Below are 22,568 nucleotides of genomic sequence, written 5' to 3' on the forward strand. Positions count from 1 at the left end.
CACGGGCGACCATTCGGTTGGCGGTCAAGTGACCGCGGGCACAGTGCCCGCCGAATGTGGCGCACGTTTAGGGTGGAGATGTCAGGCGCCCCACCCACGGCGCCGACGGCCACATCGACGCCGCACACCACAAGCGTGCGGTGACAACAGAATTAGAGGAACCGATCACTGTGTCTGACGAGTCGACCACCCCCAACCGCGTCCGGGTCATCCGTGAAGGCGTGGCGTCCTACCTGCCCGACATCGACCCGGAGGAAACCTCCGAATGGGTCAACTCCCTGGACGGGCTGATCGAGTCCGCCGGTCCGGCACGGGCGCGCTACCTGATGCTGCGCCTGCTGGAGCGGGCCGGCGAGCGACACGTCTCCATCCCCGCGCTGACGTCGACCGACTACGTCAACACGATTCCGACCGAGAACGAGCCGTGGTTCCCCGGCGACGAGCAGGTCGAGCGCAACTTCCGTCGGATGATCCGATGGAACGCCGCGATCATGGTGCACCGGGCACAGCGCCCCGGCATCGGCGTCGGCGGTCACATCTCCACCTACGCGTCGTCGGCATCGCTGTACGAAGTCGGCTTCAACCACTTCTTCCGCGGCCAGGACCACCCCGGCGGCGGCGACCAGATCTTCATCCAGGGCCACGCCTCGCCGGGCATCTACGCCCGCGCCTTCCTCGAGGGCCGACTCACCGAGGACCAGCTCGACGGGTTCCGCCAGGAGCACAGCCACGCCGGATTCGGCGGCGGCCTGCCGTCGTACCCGCACCCGCGCCTGATGCCCGACTTCTGGCAGTTCCCGACCGTGTCGATGGGCCTCGGGCCGATGAACGCCATCTACCAGGCCCGCTTCAACCACTATCTCCACGACCGCGGCATCAAGGACACCAGCGATCAGCACGTGTGGGCCTTCCTCGGCGACGGCGAGATGGACGAGCCGGAGTCGCGCGGCCTGCTGCAGGTCGCGGCGACCGAGAGCCTGGACAACCTGACCTTCGTCGTCAACTGCAACCTGCAGCGCCTCGACGGCCCGGTCCGCGGCAACGGCAAGATCATCCAGGAACTCGAGTCCTTCTTCCGCGGCGCCGGCTGGAACGTCATCAAGGTCGTGTGGGGCCGCGAGTGGGACGCACTGTTGCACGCCGATCGCGACGGCGCCCTGGTCAACCTGATGAACTCCACGCCCGACGGCGACTACCAGACCTACCGCGCCAACGACGGCGCCTTCATCCGCGAGCACTTCTTCGACCGCGACCCGCGCACGAAAGAACTGGTCAAGGATCTCTCCGACCAGGAGATCTGGAACCTCAAGCGCGGCGGTCACGACTACCGCAAGATCTACGCCGCCTACGCCGCGGCGATGGCCCACAAGGGCCAGCCGACGGTGATCCTCGCCAAGACGATCAAGGGCTACACCCTCGGCACGCACTTCGAGGGCCGCAACGCCACGCACCAGATGAAGAAGATGGCGCTCGACGACCTCAAGGCCTTCCGCGACACCACGCGGGTGCCGATCACCGACGAACAGCTCGAGGCCGACCCGTACCTGCCGCCGTACTACCACCCGGGGCCGGACTCGCCGGAGATCCAGTACCTGCTCGAGCGCCGCAAGAGCCTCGGCGGATTCCTGCCGAACCGCCGGCGCAGCGCCGAGCCGTTGCGGCCGGACACCTCGGCGGCCATCGAGGCCGTGGCGAAGGGGTCAGGCAAGCAACAGGTCGCCACCACGATGGCCCTGGTCCGCATCTTCAAGGAGTTGCTGCGCGACAAGGAGATCGGCAATCGGATTGTCCCGATCATCCCGGACGAGGCGCGCACCTTCGGGATGGACTCGTGGTTCCCGTCGCTGAAGATTTACAACACCCACGGCCAGCTCTACACGTCGGTCGACGCGGACCTGATGCTCGCCTACAAGGAGAGCCAGGTCGGCCAGATCCTGCACGAGGGCATCAACGAGGCGGGGTCGACGGCAAGCTTCACCGCGGTCGGGTCGTCGTATTCGACGCACCAGACGCCGATGATCCCCCTCTACATCTTCTACTCGATGTTCGGCTTCCAGCGCACCGGCGACAGCCTGTGGGCCGCGGCGGACCAGATGGCCCGCGGCTTCGTCATCGGCGCCACCGCCGGGCGCACGACGCTGACCGGCGAGGGCCTGCAGCACGCCGACGGGCACTCCCCGCTACTCGCCTCCAGCAACCCGGGCGCGGTCATCTACGACCCGGCCTTCGCCTATGAGTTGGCCTACATCATCGACGACGGTCTGCGCCGCATGTACGGCGAGGCGCAGGAGGACGTCTACTTCTACATCACGGTCTACAACGAGCCGTTCCACCAGCCGGCCGTCCCGGCGAACCTGGACGTCAACGCCCTGCTGCGCGGCATCTACAAATACTCCGCCGCGCCCGAGGTCTCGGCGGCCGCGGCGCCGACGGTGAACATCCTCGCCTCCGGCGTCACGATGCCCGACGCCCTGCGCGCCCAGCAGCTGCTCGCCGACGAGTGGAACATCGCGGCGTCGGTGTACTCGGTGACGTCGTGGTCGGAACTGGCCCGCGAGGGCATCAAGGCCGACCGCGCCGAGCTGCTGTACCCGGACGCCGGGCGGGCCACCCCGTTCATCACCTCGGTGCTCGACGGCAGCCCGACGGTGGCGGTGAGCGACTACCAGCGCGCCGTGCAGGAGCAGATCCGCGCGTACGTGCCGGGCACCTACCTGACGCTCGGCACCGACGGCTTCGGCTTCTCCGACACCCGTCCGGCCGCGCGGCGCGTCTTCAACGTCGACGCCGAGTCGATCGTCGTCGCGGTCCTGCTGGCCGCCTCGCGCGACGGCAAGGTCGACCGCGCCGTCGCCGCCGAGGCCGCCAAGAAGTACCGGATCGACGATGTGAACGCCGCTCCCGAGCAGACCAGCGACCCCGGCGTGGCCTAGTGACTACCCTGAGAGGGTGACCGCGCAGCAACGCCCCCCGATGGACGATGTCTTCGGGGAACATGGTGCGCACGTCCCGACGTCGGACGGCGTCCGGGCGGCCTTGCCGGACACCCTGCTGCGCCGGGTGAAGCAGTACAGCGGGCGCTTGGCGACCGAGGCGGTGCACTCGATGTCCGAGCACCTGCCGTACTTCACCGAGCTCGACGCCGCCCAGCGCGCGTCGGTGCAGCTGCTCGTCCAGACCGCGGTCGTCAACTTCGTCGATTGGATCGAAGACCCCGAGGGCAACGTGAAGTTCACGGCGGCGGCCTTCCAGGGCGTGCCCACCGACCTGGCCCGCCGCATCTCGCTGCTGCAGACCGTCGAGATGGTCCGGGTGGCAATGGAGTTCTTCGAGAAGCGGTTGCCCCTGCTGGCCCGCAACGAGGACCAATTGCGGGCGCTGACCGAGTCCGTGCTCCGCTACGGCCGGGAGATCGGTTTCGCGGCCGCGTCGATCTACGCCTCGGCCGCCGAGTCGCGCGGTGCGTGGGACTCGCGCCTGGAGGCACTCGTCGTCGACGCCGTCGTCCGCGGCGACACCGGGCCCGAGTTGATGTCGCGCGCGGCGGCCCTCAACTGGGCCTCCGACGCTCCGGCGACGGTCATCGTCGGCAATCCCCCGCCGGAACAGAACGTGTCGGTCCCGCTGACCATCCACAACACCGCCGTCGCCTATGACCGCGCCGCGCTGTCGGTCGTCCAGGGCAGCTCCCTGGTCACGATCGTCAGCGGGCCGATCACCCCCAGCGAGCCCTTCGTCGCCGAGCTGCTCGCCCAGTTCGCCGACGGCCCGGTGGTCATCGGACCCACGATGCCCGACCTGGTCGGCGCCCACGCCAGCGCGGTCGAGGCGATGGCGGGGATGGAGGCCGTCGTCGGCTGGCCGAGCGCGCCGCGGCCGGTCCACAGCCTCGAACTGCTGCCCGAGCGGGCCCTGGCCGGTGATCCCACCGCCGCCGACACCCTGACGCGCACGTTGACCAAGCCGCTGAGCGCCGCCGGCGCCAACCTGACCGACACGCTGGAGGCGTACTTGGACGCCGGCGGCTCGGTGGAATCCTGTGCACGGACGCTGTTCGTGCACCCGAATACTGTCCGATATCGACTAAAACGGATCGCCGAGATCACCGGACGTGACGCAACTAACCCCCGCGATGCCTATGTTCTGCGGGTGGCGACCACCGTTGGTCGTTTGACTCAAACACAAAACAAACCGTCTACTTCAGTAACTTCCGTCACATAAGTAACACGGCCTTCTTATCGTTGTCCCAGGTTGAGCCGGTTTGGACTCATTTTGGTAACGGTAAACGGCGGGACTTCGGTCCCTAAGGCGTGTCGGTGGCTTTTGTAGGATTCCCACAAAAGCGGGTAGAAAGGTTCATGCTCCTCCACACCGTCATTCCCTAGCTGCAAGGTGTTCAGTTACATCGTGCTTACGTTGCTTGCGCCCGGACAGGGCTCACAGACGCCCGGCATGCTCGCCGATTGGCTCGAGCTGCCCGGTGCCCGCGATCAACTCGCGACGTGGTCCAAGCTCGCCGGCCTGGACCTCGAGCGGCTCGGAACGACCGCGACCGCCGAGGAGATCACCGACACCGCCGTCACCCAGCCGCTGGTCGTCGCGTCGGCGCTGCTCGCCTACGACGAGCTCGCCAAGCAGTCGCCGCTGGCCGCTGACACCATCGTGGCCGGCCACTCGGTCGGCGAACTGGCCGCCGCCGCCATCGCCGGTGTCATCACCCCCGACGAGGCCGTGACCCTCGCCGCCGTGCGCGGCGCCGAGATGGCCCGCGCCTGCGCGCTGGAGCCGACGACCATGGCCGCCGTGCTCGGCGGCGACGAGGACGAGGTCCTCGCCCGCCTCGACGAACTCGAGCTCATCCCCGCGAACCGCAACGCCGTCGGCCAGATCGTGGCCGCGGGCAAGGTCGACGCGATCGACGAGCTCGTCGCGAACCCGCCGGAGAAGGCGCGCACCCGCAAGCTCGCGGTCGCCGGTGCCTTCCACACGGCCTTCATGGCCCCCGCCCAGGAGGCCGTCGCCGCGGCCGCCGCGAAGATCACCCCCGCCGACCCGAAGTTCACGCTGCTGTCGAACTCGGACGGCAAGGCGGTCACCACCGGCGCCGAGGCGCTCGAGAAGCTGGTCGCCCAGGTGACCCGACCGGTCCGCTGGGACCTGTGCTCGGTCACCATGCGCGACTCGGGCACCACCGCCATCGTCGAACTCCCCCCGGCCGGCACCCTCGTCGGCATCGCGAAGCGCGAGCTCAAGGGCACCCCCACCCTGGCGTTGAAGACGCCGGAGAGCATCGCCGACGTCAAGGAACTTGGATAAGGGCCGGAGCTCACCGCGAGCGTCCAAGCAGCCCACCCGGGTTGCCCGGCACACGAACCGATCACCGACTGGTGAAAGAAGATAGAAGGGAGCCACACCGTGGCTGTTAGTCAGGAAGACCTGATCGCCGGTATTGCCGAGATCATCGAGGAAGTCACCGGCATCGAGCCGTCCGAGGTGACCATGGACAAGTCCTTCGTCGACGACCTGGACATCGACTCGCTGTCGATGGTCGAGATCGCCGTCCAGATCGAGGACAAGTACGGCCTGAAGGTGCCGGACGAGGACCTCGCCGGCCTGAAGACCGTCGGTGACGCCGTCTCCTACATCCAGAAGCTCGAGAAGGAAAACCCCGAGGCCGCTGCCGCCATCGCCGCGCAGATCGCCGAGGAGAAGAAGGAAAAGAACGCGTGACGACGTCGCTTCGCGAGTACTCCACGCTGGGAGGTAACTTTCCCAGCGTGGTGGTGACGTCTATGGTCGCCACCACCTCGCTGGGCGTCGATCTTGATTCCACTTGGGACCGGCTGCTCAAGGGCGAGTCCGGCATCAAGGAGTTGACCGGTGACTTCGTCACCAAGTACGGCGAGCTCCCCTGCCGAATCGGTGGCAAGTTGCTCGAGGATCCGGCCGACGAGGTGACCCGCGTCGAGGCGCGCCGCATGGCGTACGTCGAGCGTGTCGCCCACGTCATGAGCAAGCGCCTCTGGGCGCACGCCGGTGAGCCCGAGGTGGATCCGGACCGTCTGGCCGTCGTGCTGGGCACCGGTCAGGGTGGCGGCGACGCCATGATCCACAACTGGCAGGCCATGGAGGAGTCGGGCAACTACCGCAAGGTGTCGCCCCTCGCCGTCCAGATGGCGATGCCCAACGGCCCGGCCGGCGTCGCCGGCCTCAACGTCGGTGCGCGCGCCGGTGTGATCACCCCGGTCTCGGCGTGTTCGTCGGGCGCCGAGGCCATCGCCCACGCGTGGCGGCACATCGTCCTGGGCGACGCCGACATGGTCGTCTGTGGTGGCGTCGAAGGCTACATCGATGCGATTCCGATCGCCGCATTCACCATGATGCGCGCGATGAGCACCCGCAACGACGACCCCGCGGCCGCTTCGCGCCCGTTCGACAAGGATCGTGACGGCTTCGTCTTCGGTGAGGCCGCCGCGATGCTGATCCTCGAGCGCGAGGACCACGCCAAGGCCCGCGGTGCGCACATCCACGCCCGCGTCCTGGGTGCGGGTATCACCTCCGACGGGTTCCACCTGGTCGCCCCGGACCCCAGCGGTCAGGGCAACTCGCGTGCCATGGCGCGCGCGATCCAGACCGCCGGGCTGACTCCGAAGGACATCAGCCACGTGAACGCCCACGCGACGTCGACCCCGGTCGGCGACACTGCGGAGGCGATCGGCATCCAGGCGGCCGTGGGCAACCACGCCGCGATCTACGCGCCCAAGTCGGCGCTGGGTCACTCGATCGGCGCCGTCGGCGCCCTCGAGTCGGTGCTGACCATGAAGGCTGTTGAGGAAGGCGTCATCCCGCCGACCCTCAACCTGGAGAACCTGGATCCCGAGTGCGGCGACATCGACGTCGTGCACGGCAAGCCGCGCAAGGGCAACTTCGAGTACGCGCTCAACAACTCGTTCGGTTTCGGCGGTCACAACGTGGCCATCGCGATCGGCAAGTACTAGAAGTCCTAGAACAAAACGAACCCCGCGCCGATTGGTGCGGGGTTCGTTTTTGTCATCCAGCGGCTGCGTGTACTACCCCACCCGCTGGGCAAGCCAGGTCGCCTCGGCGCCCACCGACCCGAGCCGGTAGTTCTCCAGCTCGTTGTCCCACGCGGTGCCCAGCGCCGCATGGATCTCGCCGGACAGGCCGCGACCGTCGGGCTGCGCGTCCATCAGGGCCCGCAGCTGCATCTCCCCGACGATCACGTCGCCGTTGGCCGCGGTCGAGCCGTGCCACAGGCCGAGGCCCGGGACGTAGCTGAAGCGGGTGCCGTCGATCCCGTCGCTGGGGTCCTCGGTGACTTCGAAGCGCAGCGACGACCACTCGCGCAGCGCCGTCACCAGGCGCGCACCGGTGCCCACCGGGCCGACCCAGTCGGCGGTGGCCCGCTGCATGCCGGGTTCGGCGTCCTGCGGCGACCACTTGAGCTGTGCGCGCACATTCAGGGTCGACGACAGCGCCCACTCGACATGTGGGCAGAGCGCGACGGGAGCGGCGTGGATGTACACCACGCCCGTTGCGAAGTCCGCAGTCTGAGGCAGATTGCGCACTGTGATCACCTCCGGTTCGACGAGGAACGTCTTCCCCAAGCACACCTCGTCGACGGGCGGCGACCATCTATCACATCGCTGGTATCTAGTGTGCCTTATGAGGCGTGTGTTGCGCTAGTTCTAGTTTGATACTGCTGATACGCAGTGCAGTTTGAGTGACAGATTAGGCGTAGAAGCCCTCGTTGAAATCGCTCCACAGCGGCTTGGCCCACGGACCGAAGGCGCGGTCGGTCAGCACGACGCAGGCCAGCTCGCGCACCGGATCGACCCACAGGAAGGTCCCCGACTGCCCGAAGTGGCCGAAGGTCTCCGGCGACGCCGACGGCGCGGTCCAGTGCGGCGACTTGTGGCCGCGGATCTCGAATCCCAGGCCCCAATCGCAGGGCCGGTGGCGCCCGTAGCCGGGCACGAAGCCGTCGAGGCCGGGAAACCAGACCGAGCGGGCGCTGCGGGCCGTCTCCGGCGCCACCGTGCGCGGTGCGAGCAGGTCGGCGCCGTAGCGGGCGAGGTCGTCGACGCAGGAGGTGGCGCCGTGGCCGGCCGGACCGTCGAGGGTCGTGGTGGCCATGCCGAGCGGCTCGGTCACGGCTTCGGCCAGGTATTCGGGGAAACCGATGCCCGTCGCCTGTTCGACCGTCTCGGCGAGGACTTCGAATCCGGCCGACGAGTAGATCCGCTGGGTCCCGACGGCGGCGATCTGCTCGCGGCTGTCGAAGGCGAGCCCAGAGGCGTGGGCGAGGAGGTGGGCCACCGTCGCACCGGGCGGACCGGCCGGGGTGTCGAGTTCGACGGCCCCCTCCTCGACGGCGACGAGGACGGCGGAGGCGACCAGCGGTTTGGTCACCGACGCCAACGCAAAAGCCCGGGTGGTGTCACCGTAGGTCTCGGTGACACCACCCGGGCCGATTAGCGCGCCGGCGACATTGTCGACCGGCCACTGCGCCAGATCTTGCAGCACTCAGGCAGCGGGGCGCTGAGTGTTCGGTGCGGGCACCGGGATGCTCGGCACCTGAACCGGGGCCTTCTTCGGCAGGCTCGCCGGAGCCTTGATCTGACCCTTGTCCTTGTCGTCGACGGTCTTGTCGAGATCATCGGAGGTCAGCGTGCCACCGGCGCCGCTGAGGACGTACTGGATGCGGTCCTCGGGGACGTTGCAGTGGTTGCGGGCTTCGGACACCCAGAGCTTGGTCAGCTCGGACACGCCGTCGGCGTGCGCCTGCTCGACCGTGCCGTGGGTGAGGTTGGCCTGCTGAACCCGACCGGTGATCAGGGCGGCCTTCTCACAGACGTGGAACTTGCTGCCCTTCTTCGAGTACCAGACGTTGTCCTGGCCGGTCAGCGCCTGCACGACGTTGCGCTCACGCGCGATCTGCTCGGACGAGATGGCGTTGAAGTCCATGCCGGAAACGGCGACGGCCGCACCCAGGATGACGGCCAGGCCGCCCAGGATGCCCTTCTGCTTGCCGTCGATGTTCTTGTCCATGAAGATCAGGACGATCAGCGGCAGGAAGGCGAGGATCGTGATGATCGCGCCGAGCTGGTTCTGCACGAAGAAGCGGAACTTGTTCTTCTCCGACGCCGGGTCGAGGTGGTTGGCCTTCTTCCAGAGAAGGTTGCCGACGAGGGCGCCGGCCGCCATGACCACCAGGAGGATGATGGCGAGGGTGAACTTGTTGCCGAGCTCGCCCGGAACGATGATCTTGAAGATCAAGTAGATCTCCACCGCGATCGCGGCGATCCACAGGAGGATCGCGGCCACGCGGAACCAGGTCGCCTTCGACTTGTTCTCCGGCGAGGGAACCCAGTTGCCCTCGGCGATGGACGCGGCGCGCTCGCGCTCAGCCGCGCGTGCAGCCTTCTGCTTGTCGGTTGCCATTACTAACTGCCCTTCAAAAGTGGTGTCTCGCGACGGTGATCGCGATTACCACAGACTTTAGTGCAAATCCGCCCGTGAAAGCGCAGCGGCCGGGTCCACGTGTCGTGGACCCGGCCGCCGGCGCCGGTGTTGGGTGCGCAGGTCAGGCGCTCACCAGTCTTCCTCGGTGTAGCGGATGACGCCGCGGATGTTGCGGCCCTCGAGCATGTCCGCGTACCCCTCGTTGATCTGGTCGAGGCGGTACTCGCGGGTGATCATGTCGGTGATGTTGAGCTTGCCGGCCTTGAACAGCGACAGCAGGTTCGGGATGTCGAGCTTCGGGTTGGCGCCGCCGAAGATCGAGCCCTGCAGGTTCTTCTGCATCAGCGTCAGCATCGAGAAGTTGAGCGTGACCTCGGTGTCGAGCATGCTGCCCATGCCGGTCAGCACGCAGGTGCCGCCCTTGGAGGTCAGGTTCATCCAGCTGTCGATGTCCTTGCCGAAGACCTCGCCGACGGTGACGATGACCTTCTTGCACATGCCGCCGGCGGTGATGCCGGCGATGTCGCCCATCGCCTCGTCGACGGTCGCATAGGCCTTGGTGGCGCCGAACTTGAGCGCCTGCTCGCGCTTCCACTCGACCGGGTCGATGGCGAAGATGTTGCGCGCACCGGCCAGCACGGCGCCCTGCAGGGCCGCGGTGCCGACGCCGCCGACGCCGACGATGGCGACGTCTTCACCGGGTCGGACGTCGCCGCTGCGGGTCGAGGAGCCGAAGCCGGTGGGGATGCCGCAGCCGCAGAGGGCGGCGACCTCGAACGGGATGTCCTTGTCAATCTTCACCACCGACGCCTCGTGCACGACCATGTAGGGGCTGAAGGTGCCCAGCAGGGTCATCGGGTAGACGTTCTCGCCGTCGGCGGTGTGGATGCGGAAGGTGTGGTCGGAGACGGCCTCGCCCTGCAGCAGGTACATGCCGAAGTCGCACAGGTTCGCCTGGCCGGCCTGGCACGACGGACACTTGCCACACGACGGGATGAACGACAGCACGACGTGGTCGCCCGGCTCGACGTCGGTGACGCCCTCCCCGACCGACTCGACGATGCCCGCGCCCTCGTGGCCGCCCAGAATCGGGAAGCCGCCCATCGGGATGCCGCCGGTCATCAGGTGGTGGTCGGAGTGGCACATGCCCGCGGCCTGCATCTTGATCTTGACCTCATGGGGCTTCGGGTCGCCGATGTCGATCTCCTCGATCTTCCACGGCGAATTCAGTTCCCGGAGCAGTGCGCCTTTAGTCTTCACGATCCATCCTCACTTGCGACATTGTTGCGGGTTTCACCCGCGTTGATTGTGAGCGTAGTCACCGAAACGCAAAATTGGAACACGTTCCAGTTCTGTGTTTCTAACTTCCGCCGTCGTGGCGGGTGAACGCGGCCAGCGTCTGCTGGAATTCGGCCGACTGCAGCAGCCGCACCTGGCCCGCCATCTCCTCGCCGATCGCCGTCTCGAAGGGAGCCATGGTGATGGCGTCGGACGCGGCCTTGGTGGTCCGCAGCGCGGCCGACGACTTCACCGCCAGCTTGCCGACCACCTCGTCGACGCGGGCCCGCAGCGCCGGCTCGTCGTCGACGACCTCGGTGACCAGGCCGGCGTCGAACGCGGCCGCGGCGCGGAACTTCTCCCCCAGCATGAGCAGCGCGTTGGCGCGGGCCCGCCCGATGGAGGCGGCGACCAGCATGCTGGCCCCGCCGTCGGGCATCAGGCCGATGCTGACGAAGGGGAACAGGAAGTAGGAGCGCGCGGTGGCGTAGACCAGGTCCGCGCCGAGCGCGAAGGACGCGCCGATGCCGACCGCGGGGCCGTCGACCGCCGCGATGACCGGCACCGGGATCCGTCGTACCGAGCGCGCCAGTTCCGAGCCGTTGGCGATGATCGCTCGGGCACTCTCCTCATCGATGGCGGCGGCGCCCTCGCCGGCGTTCGCAGCGGCCATGTCGGTGATGTCGGCGCCGGCCGAGAAGCTGCCGCCCGAGCCGGCGAGCACGACGACGCGCAGATCGTCGCGCCGGGCCCAGTCGTCGAGGGCGGCGCGGATGCGCAGCGACACCGGGCCGCTCAGGGCGTTCATCCGATCCGGCCGGTTGATGGTCAGCCGCCCGACCCCGGCGTCGTCGATCGTCGCGAGCAGTTCATCCGATTCCGTCACGCTCTCGTTCTAACACGGTGCGCCGGGCGCGGGATGTGTTTGCCCGCGGTCAGAGAACGGCGAAGTCGTTGACCAGCCAGCGGTTGCCGTCGCGGACGAGGGAAACCTTCACCCGCGATTGGTACAGGTGGCCGTTCGGCTCCACGGTCAGGATGTCGGGCGACTTGAGCGTCTGGTCGAGCGCCACCAGGACCTCGGCCTTGTCCTTGGACAGCTTCGAGACGCCCGAGGTCTTCGCCTCGCCCTTCGACGATGCGCCGACGGCCTCGGTCGCCTTGCGCGCGTCGGGCAACGACTTGATGTACTTGTCGGCGAAGTCGCTGGTCGCGAGTTCGCGGATCCGACGGTCCAGGTCGCCGTAGTCCTTGGACTCATAGGTGGTCAGCGTGGCGGCGGCGTTGCGGGCCGCCGCCATCGCGCTCTGCCCGTGCGACGACTGCGGGTCGGTCTGCGCGGCGAGGTGCGAGGCGCGGAAGCCCCAAATGCCCAGGCCGAGGACCAAGACCGCCAGCACCGCACAGGCGGCGAGCAGGCCGGCGACCAGTTTCTCGGCGTCGGGGCGGGCCAGCAGCGCGGCGACGAAGCCGTCGGACGGGTTCTCGATCTTGCCGGGCTTGCGGTCGGCCGCCTTGGCGGCCTCCTTGGCGGCTTCGGCCTTGGCCTCGTCGCGCTTGCGCCGGTTGGCCTTGAGGAACGCCTCACCCTCCAGCGGGGACACGTGCTGGTCGTCGGACTTCTTGGATCCCATGGCTCAACAGGGTAGGCGACGACCGCAAGTGTCCTAACTATCAAATATATGTGATAGGAATAGTGGGACATTCCGAGATGAGAGGCCACCACCCCATGGTTGAGTTCACCCCCGAGCAGGAGTCCTTCGCGCAAGCCGTGCGCGACTTCTGCGCCCGCGAGGTCGGTACCCGCGAGCAGCGTGCCAAGTACACCCAGGACGGTCCGCACAGCGAGGAGCTGTACCGCAAGATGGCCGACCTCGGCTGGGCCGGCATCATCGTCGGCGAGGAGTACGGCGGCGCCGGGGCCGGCAACGTCGAGCTGTGCATCTTCCTCGAGGAGGCCCTCCGTGGCATGGCCCCCGTCGGCGGCATCGGCCCGACCTTCATCACCGCGGCGGCCTACGAGAAGTTCGCCAGCGAGGAGTTGAAGAAGGAAGTCCTCGCCAACGTCGTGAAGGGCGATTCGCTGTCGATCGCGATGAGCGAGCCCGAGGCCGGCTCGGACGTCGCCAACCTTTCCTGCAAGGCCGAGAAGGTCGACGGCGGCTGGAAGATCAACGGGCAGAAGACCTGGATCTCCAACGCCGCGATCGCGTCGTCGATCCTGCTGATCGCCCGCACCGAGCGCACCGACAAGAAGCACGAGGGCATCACCCAGTTCCACATCCCGGCCGGCACCAAGGGCCTGGAGATCGTGCCGATCGAGACCCTCGGCGGCCGCGAGCAGAACGACCTCTACTTCACCGACTGCTTCATCCCCGACGAGTACGTCGTCGGCCAGGTGAACCAGGGCTGGTGGCAGTTGATGGCGGGCCTGAACACCGAGCGCCTGATCCTGGGCGCCATGCAGCTGGGCCTGGCCGAGCGTTCTTTCGACGACACGCTGAAGTTCATCACCGAGCGCAAGCAGTTCGGCAAGCCGGTCGGCACCTTCCAGGCGCTGCGCCACCGCATGGCCGACCACGCCACCGAGATCGCGTGCACCAAGCTGCTCGTCTACGACTTGGCCGAGAAGGCCGACGCCAACCCGAAGCAGATGTTCCCGCGCGAGGCGTCGATGGTGAAGCTGAAGGCCACCGAGGTCTCCAAGGCGATGACCATCGACGGCATGCAGATGATGGGCGGCTACGGCTACACCAAGGAGTTCGATGCCGAGGCGCTCATGCGCAGCGCGATCATCTCGACCGTCTACGGCGGCACCAACGAGATCCAGCGCGACATCATCGGCAAGACCTACGGGCTCTAGTCGATGAGTGCAGCGCGCGGTGCGCTGCGGCGCCGACCGCAGCTGTCCGAGGAGGTCGCCGCCGCGATCCGGCACCGGATCATGACCGGCGACTTCCGGCCGGGCGACTTCATCCGGATGGACGAGACGGCCGCCGAACTCGGCGTCAGCGTCACGCCCGTGCGCGAAGCATTGCTCACGCTGCGGGGCGAGGGGATGGTGAACCTCGCCCCGCACCGGGGGTACGTCGTCGCGGACCTGTCCCCCACCGACGTCGAGGACATCTTCTGGTTGCAGAGCCAGATCGCGGTGAAGATCGCATTGCGCACCGCGGACGCGATCACCCCCGCCGACCTCGACGCGCTGACCGCGTGCACCGATCGGCTGCGCCGGGCCGTCGACGCCGGTGATGTCGACGAGATCGTCGACGCGGAGTTCGACTTCCACCGCACCCACAACCGGATCTCCAGTAGCGGCAAGCTCGCGTGGTTCCTGCTCAACGCCACTCACTACACGCCGCACCGGCTGTACGCGGCCGACCCCGAGTGGGGCGCGGTCGCCGTCGACAGCCACACCAGGCTCGTCGAGGCTTACCGCACCGGCGACCGTCCGGCCATCGCGGAACAGGTGCAGCGACAGTTCGACGACGGCGCCCAGCGACTGACCAAACGCCTGGCCGACGCGGGCATCTGGGAGGGTGACGCACCTCGCTGAAAAGGTGTTTTGCCCTGGCCAAAAGCATGCGCTAAAGTCGGAATCCGGCTCACCGAGCCGACGCCATTCCCCCATAGCTCAATTGGCAGAGCATTCGACTGTTAATCGGACGGTTACTGGTTCGAGTCCAGTTGGGGGAGCAAGCGAAGACCGCCTGTGCGACAGGCGGTCTTTGTATTTGCAGCGCAAGTCGCCAGCGCGAGGAGGTGTGCCCCGTGGACAACATCGTGACCCGCGCCCTGGACCGCCTCGTCCCGCGGCAGGCCACCATCGACACGATCGAGCCGGGCAGCATCGTCGTCGCCCCGCGCCAGCCCATCGACCTGCACGACGAGGCGTCGATCACCGAGGTCCTCGACCTCGCGCTGCGGATCGGTGCCGCCCTCCTCGACGCCGGCACGGGCGCGATCGACACCCGTCACCAGGTCGAGTTCGTCGCCGGCATCTACGGCCTCGACAACGTCGACGTCGACGTCACCTACAACACGATCCTCATCTGCGCGCGGCGCGGCAGCACCCTGCCGCCGATCACCGCGTCGCGCACGGTCTACTACCGCTCCCTCGACTTCACCCGGCTCGCGCAGATCGACCGCCTGGTCCGCAAGATCCAGCGGTTGTCGATCACGCCGGAAACCGCCCACCGCGTCGTCGACGAGATCGTCGAGGCGCCCCACCCCTACCCGCGCTGGGTGGCGACGGCGGCGTGGGGCCTGATGGCGCTGGGCATCGGCGTCTTCCTCGGCGGCACGTGGATCGTCTGGCTCACCGCCTTCGTCACGACGGTCGTGATCATCGAGTTCAACCGGCGGCTGCACCACATCGGCACCCCGCCGTTCTTCCAGCAGATGGCCGGCGGCTTCCTCGCCGTCCTACCGGCCGCCCTCCTCTATCCCCTGCTGCAGCACAGCGGACTGGGGTTCAGCCCCGCACAGATCATCGCCACCGGGATCATCGTGCTCCTGTCCGGACTGACCCTCGTCGGCTCGGTGCAGGACGCGATCACCGGGGCGCCGATCACCGCCGTCGCGCGCTTCACGGAGGTGTTGGTGATGACCGGCGGAATCATGATCGGCGTGGCGCTGTCGATCCGTTTCGTCGGGCTGTTCGACGTGCATCTGCCCGCGTTGACCACCGCTCCGCCCTTCGGCGCCGCCGACGTTCCGGCGCGCGTGATCGGCGGTTCGATCGCCGCCTTCGCGTTCGCCCTCGCCAGCTACGCCGAGCGCCGCGCGCTCCCGGCCGCCTTCGTCGCCGGGGCGATCGGCTCGGGCGTCACCGCCGCACTGTTCCTGACCGATCTCGGCCCGATCTTCAGCTACGCCGCCGCGGCGATCATCATCGGCCTGGTCGGCGGCATCGCCGCACGCCGGTCGCTGACCCCGCCCCTGGTCGTCGCGATCGCGGGCATCACTCCGCTGCAGCCCGGGCAGGCAATCTACCGCGGCATGTACGGCGTGATGACCGGCACCGGCGGCTCGTGGGCCATCGTCACCGCCCTGGGGATCGGCGTCGGTCTGGCCACCGGCGTCACGCTGGGCGAGTTCATCGCGCGCTCTCTGCGCCGGCCGCGCTTCCCCCGGGTGTTCCCCGTGCGCCGTTGATTGGTTTGGATCCAATTCCGCGGTCCGGGGTCTGCACCGGCACGGATGTGACTAGCGTTCGACGGGTTCGGGGTCGGTGAATCGAAACGGAGTCCCCATGTACATCGCCATCAGCAAGGCCGCCGCTGCCGCCTTCATCGTCGCCGCCGCGGCCGCACCGGTCGCGGTCGCCGCGAGCGCACACGCCGCACCGACGTCGGTGAAGTACTACGAGAACTGCACGGCCGCGCGCGAGGATGGCGCCGCCCCGATCCAGAAGGGCCAGGACGGCTACGGCGACCACCTCGACCGCGATGGTGACGGCATCGCCTGCGAGTAGGGCTCGCGCGTAGCTCCGACACCGCACAGCACTTTCCCGCACCGCCGGGTGTTGGAGGGTGTGCCGCGGTGTTGGAGCTTTGCTAGAAGGCCGTCGTCGCGAGGTGGATGAAAGAGTGCAGCGCGAGGATCGCGCTCACGATCGCCACGATCAGCGCCCAGTTCTTCTCCAGGAATCCGCGGACCCGGTGCAGCATCCCGGTGAAGCGCTCGCCGCCGAACAGGACCGCGAGCACCGGTAGGGCGACGGTCGAAACGCCGACCAGGGTGTAGACGGCGATGCCGACGATCTTCGTGGCCACGGCGGCGCCCGCGAGGGTATAGCCGGCGTGGACGCCCAACATCACCGTCTTGAGGTTGATGACGCCGAGCAGGAACGCGATCGCCGCGGTCTTGCCCGGTCCGACCGACTCGATCTTCTGCATCCACGCGGGGTGCTTCATCTCGCCGCCGCGGCGGTGGGTGCGCCACAGGATGATGGCGAGCGCGCCGAAGACCGTGCCGATGATTAGCGGGACGACGATCGCGCCCCAGCCGCTCCCGCCGGACTGGTGCTGCTCGGGCAGGCGTCGGCCGAGCGCGGCCACGATGGTGATGGTGAGCGCGATCGCGGTGGTCCAGCCGAGGAAGAAGGCGACGCCGTTCTGCTTCGCCCGCGTCGTCATCAGGAACAGCAGCGCGGCGAAGATGACCTCGGGCGAGATCGCGACGCCCAGCGCGAAGGGCAAGAGCTCGGCAACGGCGCCGGTCATCGGTCGATCTCCCATCAGGCGGCACATTCGACGGCCGGTCGGCCGCAGGGGCACTCAAAGTACCAAACGGCGGCGCGGGATCGCCGCGGCCGGCCGGTACGCTGACCCCGGGCGGAGACGCCCGGAAGGGGCGATAGCTCAGTTGGTTAGAGCCGCGGACTCATAATCCGTAGGTCCCGGGTTCGAGCCCCGGTCGCCCCACTGCGTCGGGCGCAGAGACGTTGGTGACGCCGCTGTCAACGATTCGGTTCACGCTGCGCGACGGCATGACGCGCGTCCCGTCCTTCCGTAGGTTCGGCAGCAACCCCGATGGAAGGAACCCCGTGACCGTTCAGTCGCTGCCCGAGGTCGTCGATGTCGCCTGGCTCGCCGACCACCTCCAAGACACCGATCTCGTCCTGATCGACTCGACCTCGCACCTGGAGGTGCCCGAGGACGGGCCCTACACGATCGAGTCCGGCGCGCAGACCTATCTCGACGAGCACATCCCGGGCGCCCTGTTCGCCGACTTGCTGGCCGAGTTCGCCGACCCGGAAAACGCCGAGCCGTGGACCGCGGCCGATCACGACCGCTTCGCCGCGGCGGCCGGCGCGCTGGGCATCGGTGACGGCGCCAAGGTGGTCGTGTACAGCCAGCACGCCCCGTTCTGGGCGACGCGGCTGTGGTGGCAACTCCGCTTCGAGGGTTTCGACGACGTTGCCGTCCTCGACGGCGGCCTGCCCGCGTGGAAGGCGAGCGGCGGCGCGGTGACTTCGGAACCCGCAACCGCCACCCCGCGCGAGTTCACCGGCGTGCGTCGCCCCGAGTTGATCCGGTCGACGGACGACGTGGCCGCCGCACTCGACGATCCGGGCACGTTGCTGGTCAACGTGCTCGGCGAGGAGGACTACCGCGGTGAAACCACGACGTATCCGCGCCCAGGACACATCCCCGGGAGCGTCAACTTCCCCGTCGCCCAGCTGATTGACCCCGACACCGGCACGCTGCGCCCGCTCGCCGAGCTGCGATCGGAGTTCGAGGAGGCCGGCCTGCTCGATCCGAACCGCAAGGTTGTGACCTACTGCGGTGGCGGCATCGCGGCGACGGGAGTCGCTTGGGCGCTCGCCCAGGCCGGCGTCAACGACGTCGGTGTGTACGACGGCTCCCTCACCGCATGGACGGCCGATCCGGACCTGCCGCTCGTGACCGGTCCCTCGCCACGCTGAGACCGGCACAGCACCGGTCTGTGAAAGCGCTGTGCCTTGCCGTGTTCAGCGCGTTCCCATGCCCGCGGAGGTATAGATTTCAGGCAGGTACCAACCCCTGACTGAATGAGGCCTCGTGACCGACAAGAGCGCGCCCACCTACATCACCGGTCGGATCGTCCGCACCGACCTCGACGGCGACGACCCGAACGCCGCGGCCGAGGCGATGATCGTCGAGGACGGCAAGATCACCGCGATCGGCAGCAAGGCCGACGTCGCCAAGCCGGCGGGCGCGCAGGCCGTCGACATTCCCGACGGCTGGGTCCTGCCCGGTCTCATCGAGCCGCACAGCCACCCGAGCGCCGCGGCGTTCCAGCTGTCGTACAACGTGATCGACATCCGCCCGGTCACCCTGTTCACCGCCGACGACGTGTGGGCCGCGATCAAGAAGCAGGTGGCCGCCAAGAGCGACCCGAAGGCCACCGACCGCTGGGTGTTCGCCAACGGTTGGGACCCGCTGCTGCAGAAGGGCCTCACCGAGCCGAACATCCAGGAGCTGGACAAGATCTCCCCCGACGTCCCGCTGCTGATCGCGCACAACTCGGGCCACTCGATCTACTTCAACACCGCGTGCGCCGAGTACTGCAAGATCACCAAGGACACCCCCGACCCGCCCGGAGCCAAGTACGGCCGCGACGCCAACGGCGAGCTGAACGGCATCGGCTACGAGGCCGGCGCCGTGCTCTCGATCGCACAGCCGTTCCTGTCGAGCCTGGCCGACAAGATGCCGCAGATCTTCATGGCCCACCTGCAGGGGCTGCAGAAGAAGGGCATCACCACGATCGCCGATCTGGGCTGGACGGCCCAGTTCAACCCGCTCGCGCAGGGCCTGCAGAAGGCCGGCGGCGGCGTGCTGCCCGTGCGCCTGCGCGCCTACGAACTATCGAATCCCGGCGCCAAGCCGAGCCTGCCGCTCGCCAACGGCGACGACTGGTTCAAGCAGATCGGCATCAAGATCATCTCCGACGGCTCGCCGTGGGTCGGCAACATCGCCACGTCGTTCCCCTACCTGACCAACGCCGCGACCAAGGCCATCGGCCTGGAGCCGCACCACATCGGCAAGGCGAACTACACCAAGGAGCAGATGCTCGCCCTCGCCGAGCAGTACGCGGGCGACGGTTGGCAACTGGCCACCCACTCGCACGGCGACGTCGCCGTCGACCTCACCATCGACACCTACGAGCAGGTCATCAAGAAGCACAAGCTGAAGGACCACCGCTTCCGCCTGGAGCACTGCGGCCTGATGACGCCCGAGCAGTTCAAGCGGGCGCACTCGCTCGGCATCACGACATCGCTGTTCGTCGACCACATCACCTACTGGGGCGAGGTGCTTGAGGACGACCTGTTCGGCAAGGAGCGCGGCGGGGCGTGGGCCGACGCCGGCACGGCCACCGACGCGGGCATCGCCGTCACCTTCCACAACGACGGCACCGTCACCCCGTGCGAGCCGCTGCGCAACATGGCCGTCGCCGAGACGCGCACCACCCGTCAGGGACGCAAGCTCTCCGGCGGCAAGGGCGTCACCCGCGACGTCTCGCTGCGCGGGCACACCGCCAACGCGGCGTGGCAGCTCAAGGGCGAGAACGAGATCGGCATCCTCAAGGAGGGCAACTACGCCGACCTGACCGTCATCTCGGTCGACCCGCGCAAGGCGAAACCGGAAGACCTGGCAACCGCGAACGTGCTGGCCACCGCCCACGCGGGCGTGGTCACGCCGACGTAGCCGGCTCCAGCGCAGCGACGACCTTCTTCGCCGTCGCCTTGGCCGATCCCGGGTTCTGCCCGGTGATCAGCCGACCGTCGACGACGACGTTGGAGACGAACGGGAGCAGCGCCTTCTCGTAGCGGGCGCCGCGGTCCTTGGCGACCTGCTCGGCGTTGTACGGCACGAGCTTGTCGACGCGGGCGAGCTCCTCCTCGCGCCAGGAGAAGCCGGTCATCTTGCGCCCGGCGATCAGGTACGCCCCGTCGGAGAGCTTGGTGTTGAGCAGGCCGCAGTAGCCGTGGCACACCGACGACACAATGCCGCCGGCCTCGAAGATCTCACGGCTGATGCGCTGCAGACCGTCGCTGTCGGTGAAGTCGTACATGACCGCGTGGCCGCCGGTGAAGTAGATGGCGTCGTAGCCGCTCGCGTCGATCTGGTCGGGGCTCGCCGTGTTCTCCAGCAGTGCCATCTTCACCGGATCGGCACGCCATGCCTTGGCCGTCTTGTCGTAGTTGGGGAATTTCAGCGAGCGCGGCTCGAGCGGCACCGCTCCCCCGGTCGGGCTGACGAGCGCCTGCTCGAAACCCGCCTCGTCGAAGACGTGCCACGCGTGCGTCAACTCCGACAACCACAGCCCCGTCGGATGCGAGGCGTCGTCGTAGTGGGCGACGTTCGTGACGACGTTGAGGATGCGCTTGGTCACCGATTCCCCCTCAGCAGATGTGTACGGTGTTTACATCAAAGTATTGGTGCGTGTTGGCGTTGTCAACGTTCTGATCAGGCCAGGATCGCGCCGACCGCCGAGCGCACATGAGCATCCACGACGGCAGCCGACGAGGCGTCGAGCTTGCCGTCGAGGTGGAGGAACGCCAGGCCGTGCGCGAGCGACCAGAGGGCGAGGGCCGTCGCCTCGGAATCGGCGGCCGGCAGCGCCTTTTGCACCACCGACCGCAGGTACTCGTGGATTGCCGCGACGGCGTCCACTCGGTCGGGGTTTCCCACGTCGCAGCCCTCGGTGAACATGACGCGGAACAGTCCGGGACGGTCGAGGGCGAACCGCACGTAGCCCACCGTCAGCTCGGCGATGTCCGCGACCGACGCCGGTTCGGGACACGTGGCAACCATTTGCTGCGCCAACTGCCGATAGCCGACCGCTGCGACGGCCGACGCCAGCGCGGTGCGGTCCTCGAAGTGTCGATAGGGCGCCGCCGCGGACACCCCCGCCTGACGGGCGACGGCGCGCAACGAGAGGTCTGCCGTCGGGTCTTCCGCCAGCAGCGCCATCGCCGACGCCACCAGGGCGGTCGGCAGGTCGCCGTGGTGGTAGCGGGTCGAAGAATCTGTCATCGCGCTGTGATTTTCCCAATCCTGCAGGGTTAACGGCACGCCGATCGGCCGCCTCTGCCATCCTCATAGCCATGAGTGCTTCACGTCAACGACGACACCAGATCCTTGCCGCCGCGGCCGCCGTCGCCGCCTCTGCGACCCTCGCCGCGGGAGTCGCCACGCCGGCGTCCGCGGAGCCGGCCTTCTCGCCGCGCGTCACGAAGGCGATGCAGACCGGCAGCTCCCCGACGTGGGTCGTCGGCTGCCGCTACCAGGTGTCGGCGCTGGTGACCGACCCGAAGGCCCCGGTGAGCCTGACCGTGCGCGACCTCAGCGGCCGCCGCGTAGTGCAGCGTCTGCGTCCCTGGAACGAGATCCGCAACGACACCAAGCGCGTCGTCATCGGCTACTGGGTCCCCCGGCAGCCCGGCAACTACCGCCTCGCGGCCAAGCAGAACGGGGTCGTCAAGGTCACCCGGCTGATTTACCCCGTGAAGTTCGGCTGGGTGAACGGCTCGGGCTGCTACACGATCTGACCTACGCCCCGCACTTGGCGAGCACGCGCCGCATGGCGTCGCGCTCGGCCGCGACGACCCACAGGCCGTAGCGCTGCTTGACCTCGATCTGTCGGCCGACGTAGGTGCACCGAAACGACTTGTTGGGCGGTAGCCACGACGCCGCGTTCGACGACCCCTTGCGCCGATTGGCCCACCCGGCCGTGGTCTGCAGGTTGCGCGGATCGTTGGCGAATTCGAGTCGCCGTTGCGGCGTCCACTCCTGCGCGCCGGTGCGCCAGGCGTCGGCCAACGCGACGACGTGGTCGATCTGGATGGCCTTGACGTCGACGCCGCGCTCGAAGTGCAGTCGCTCGCCCGTGTAGGGATCGTCGAGCCAGCCGCTCATCACCTTGCACCGGCCCTGCAGCACGACGTCAGTGAGGTCGCGTTGCAACACGTCCTCGCGCGTGCGGCAGCCGTTGCGGCCTGACGGCACCGACACGTCGTCGGACCACGCGCGGCCGAACACCGACCGGCGGTAGCCCGTGCGCGGGGCCTTGCCCTTGACCGGCAAACCGTCGAGCAGTGCGCGGGCTCGGGCGAATGGCGCCGCGGCCGACGACGGCGACGGCACCAGGCTCGACAGCACCTCACCCGCTTCGTCCGGCCGGGCGCTGACCGTCGGCTCACCGCCGTACGCGGGACCCGACTCGGTGGGCGCGGGCGCCACCGAGCACCCGGTGAGCGCCGACCAGATCAGCACGGCACCGAGACCGGCGCGCCAGGTGGTCGTCGGGGTCAT

General features: G+C 68.1%; 22 protein-coding genes and 2 tRNA genes. 14 read left to right on the plus strand and 10 right to left on the minus strand.

The genetic code is table 11. The features are described from left to right. The first annotated feature begins 170 nt into the window (after positions 1–170). The 5 genes from aceE to QM728_RS09280 all read left to right on the plus strand — a co-directional run bounded on the left by aceE (position 171) and on the right by QM728_RS09280 (position 6,998). Positions 171–2,933, plus strand: a complete 2,763-nt coding sequence (gene aceE, locus QM728_RS09260) for a pyruvate dehydrogenase (acetyl-transferring), homodimeric type (RefSeq protein WP_415031736.1) — start codon at positions 171–173, stop codon at positions 2,931–2,933. Between the two features lie 40 nt (positions 2,934–2,973). Next, a complete protein-coding gene (locus tag QM728_RS09265) occupies positions 2,974–4,221 on the plus strand; it encodes a PucR family transcriptional regulator (RefSeq protein ID WP_415032868.1) in 1,248 nt (415 codons plus the stop codon). 186 nt (positions 4,222–4,407) lie between these two features. After that, positions 4,408–5,316 (plus strand): ACP S-malonyltransferase, encoded by a 909-nt coding sequence (locus tag QM728_RS09270; RefSeq protein WP_415031737.1) that lies wholly within the window; start codon positions 4,408–4,410, stop codon positions 5,314–5,316. 99 nt (positions 5,317–5,415) lie between these two features. Further along, positions 5,416–5,730: a meromycolate extension acyl carrier protein AcpM gene (acpM, locus tag QM728_RS09275; protein ID WP_415031738.1), complete on the plus strand. Its 315-nt coding sequence runs from the start codon at positions 5,416–5,418 to the stop codon at positions 5,728–5,730. Beyond that, positions 5,727–6,998: a KasA/KasB family beta-ketoacyl-ACP synthase gene (locus tag QM728_RS09280; RefSeq protein WP_415031739.1), complete on the plus strand. Its 1,272-nt coding sequence runs from the start codon at positions 5,727–5,729 to the stop codon at positions 6,996–6,998. The genes acpM and QM728_RS09280 overlap by 4 nt, the downstream gene beginning before the upstream one ends. A gap of 72 nt (positions 6,999–7,070) precedes the next feature. Here QM728_RS09280 and QM728_RS09285 read toward each other — a convergent pair whose 3' ends face one another. From QM728_RS09285 to QM728_RS09310, 6 genes are all read right to left on the minus strand, one after another. Further along, positions 7,071–7,589 carry a DUF3145 domain-containing protein gene (locus QM728_RS09285; protein WP_415031740.1) on the minus strand — a complete coding sequence of 173 codons (519 nt, stop codon included), beginning with the start codon at positions 7,587–7,589 and terminating at the stop codon, positions 7,071–7,073. Positions 7,590–7,752: 163 nt separating this feature from the next. Beyond that, positions 7,753–8,547: a serine hydrolase domain-containing protein gene (locus QM728_RS09290; RefSeq protein WP_415031741.1), complete on the minus strand. Its 795-nt coding sequence runs from the start codon at positions 8,545–8,547 to the stop codon at positions 7,753–7,755. Continuing rightward, positions 8,548–9,465 carry a hypothetical protein gene (locus QM728_RS09295; protein WP_415031742.1) on the minus strand — a complete coding sequence of 306 codons (918 nt, stop codon included), beginning with the start codon at positions 9,463–9,465 and terminating at the stop codon, positions 8,548–8,550. A 150-nt stretch (positions 9,466–9,615) separates the two neighbouring features. After that, positions 9,616–10,746, minus strand: a complete 1,131-nt coding sequence (locus tag QM728_RS09300) for an NDMA-dependent alcohol dehydrogenase (RefSeq protein WP_415031743.1) — start codon at positions 10,744–10,746, stop codon at positions 9,616–9,618. A 100-nt stretch (positions 10,747–10,846) separates the two neighbouring features. After that, on the minus strand, positions 10,847–11,650 hold the full coding sequence (locus tag QM728_RS09305; protein ID WP_415031744.1) for an enoyl-CoA hydratase/isomerase family protein: 804 nt from the start codon (positions 11,648–11,650) through the stop codon (positions 10,847–10,849). Positions 11,651–11,699: 49 nt separating this feature from the next. After that, on the minus strand, positions 11,700–12,398 hold the full coding sequence (locus QM728_RS09310; RefSeq protein ID WP_415031745.1) for a hypothetical protein: 699 nt from the start codon (positions 12,396–12,398) through the stop codon (positions 11,700–11,702). A gap of 95 nt (positions 12,399–12,493) precedes the next feature. On the opposite strand from QM728_RS09310, the gene QM728_RS09315 reads away from it, so the two are divergent. From QM728_RS09315 to QM728_RS09335, 5 genes are all read left to right on the plus strand, one after another. Beyond that, positions 12,494–13,627: an acyl-CoA dehydrogenase family protein gene (locus tag QM728_RS09315; protein WP_415031746.1), complete on the plus strand. Its 1,134-nt coding sequence runs from the start codon at positions 12,494–12,496 to the stop codon at positions 13,625–13,627. 3 nt (positions 13,628–13,630) lie between these two features. Further along, positions 13,631–14,320, plus strand: a complete 690-nt coding sequence (locus tag QM728_RS09320) for a GntR family transcriptional regulator (RefSeq protein ID WP_415031747.1) — start codon at positions 13,631–13,633, stop codon at positions 14,318–14,320. Between the two features lie 67 nt (positions 14,321–14,387). Beyond that, positions 14,388–14,460, plus strand: a tRNA-Asn gene (locus QM728_RS09325). A 75-nt stretch (positions 14,461–14,535) separates the two neighbouring features. Beyond that, the gene (locus tag QM728_RS09330) at positions 14,536–15,921 is read left to right on the plus strand and encodes a threonine/serine ThrE exporter family protein (RefSeq protein ID WP_415031748.1); all 1,386 of its coding nucleotides are present in this window, start codon (positions 14,536–14,538) and stop codon (positions 15,919–15,921) included. A 97-nt stretch (positions 15,922–16,018) separates the two neighbouring features. Next, positions 16,019–16,240, plus strand: coding sequence for an excalibur calcium-binding domain-containing protein (locus QM728_RS09335; RefSeq protein WP_415031749.1), 222 nt, complete (start codon positions 16,019–16,021; stop codon positions 16,238–16,240). 82 nt (positions 16,241–16,322) lie between these two features. Here the strand turns inward: QM728_RS09335 and QM728_RS09340 are convergent, their stop codons facing one another. Beyond that, positions 16,323–16,991 (minus strand): GAP family protein, encoded by a 669-nt coding sequence (locus QM728_RS09340; RefSeq protein ID WP_415031750.1) that lies wholly within the window; start codon positions 16,989–16,991, stop codon positions 16,323–16,325. A gap of 127 nt (positions 16,992–17,118) precedes the next feature. Here QM728_RS09340 and QM728_RS09345 point away from each other — a divergent pair. The 3 genes from QM728_RS09345 to QM728_RS09355 all read left to right on the plus strand — a co-directional run bounded on the left by QM728_RS09345 (position 17,119) and on the right by QM728_RS09355 (position 19,958). After that, positions 17,119–17,192, plus strand: a tRNA-Ile gene (locus QM728_RS09345). A gap of 122 nt (positions 17,193–17,314) precedes the next feature. Further along, complete coding sequence (locus QM728_RS09350; RefSeq protein WP_415031751.1) at positions 17,315–18,196, plus strand: sulfurtransferase; 882 nt, start codon at positions 17,315–17,317, stop codon at positions 18,194–18,196. A gap of 115 nt (positions 18,197–18,311) precedes the next feature. After that, positions 18,312–19,958 (plus strand): amidohydrolase, encoded by a 1,647-nt coding sequence (locus QM728_RS09355; RefSeq protein ID WP_415031752.1) that lies wholly within the window; start codon positions 18,312–18,314, stop codon positions 19,956–19,958. On the opposite strand, the gene QM728_RS09360 is transcribed toward QM728_RS09355, so the two are convergent. Together QM728_RS09360 and QM728_RS09365 are read right to left on the minus strand one after the other, a co-directional pair. After that, positions 19,945–20,646, minus strand: coding sequence for a type 1 glutamine amidotransferase domain-containing protein (locus tag QM728_RS09360; protein WP_415031753.1), 702 nt, complete (start codon positions 20,644–20,646; stop codon positions 19,945–19,947). The two genes, QM728_RS09355 and QM728_RS09360, sit on opposite strands and share 14 nt — an antisense overlap. A 74-nt stretch (positions 20,647–20,720) precedes the next feature. Then, positions 20,721–21,290 (minus strand): TetR/AcrR family transcriptional regulator, encoded by a 570-nt coding sequence (locus tag QM728_RS09365; protein WP_415031754.1) that lies wholly within the window; start codon positions 21,288–21,290, stop codon positions 20,721–20,723. 71 nt (positions 21,291–21,361) lie between these two features. Here QM728_RS09365 and QM728_RS09370 point away from each other — a divergent pair, with 71 nt between their 5' ends. Further along, positions 21,362–21,805 (plus strand): hypothetical protein, encoded by a 444-nt coding sequence (locus QM728_RS09370; RefSeq protein ID WP_415031755.1) that lies wholly within the window; start codon positions 21,362–21,364, stop codon positions 21,803–21,805. Between the two features lies 1 nt (position 21,806). Here QM728_RS09370 and QM728_RS09375 read toward each other — a convergent pair whose 3' ends face one another. After that, positions 21,807–22,568, minus strand: coding sequence for an HNH endonuclease family protein (locus QM728_RS09375; protein WP_415031756.1), 762 nt, complete (start codon positions 22,566–22,568; stop codon positions 21,807–21,809).

The organism is Gordonia sp. (in: high G+C Gram-positive bacteria), assembly GCF_047602025.1.
GTDB lineage: Bacteria > Actinomycetota > Actinomycetes > Mycobacteriales > Mycobacteriaceae > Gordonia.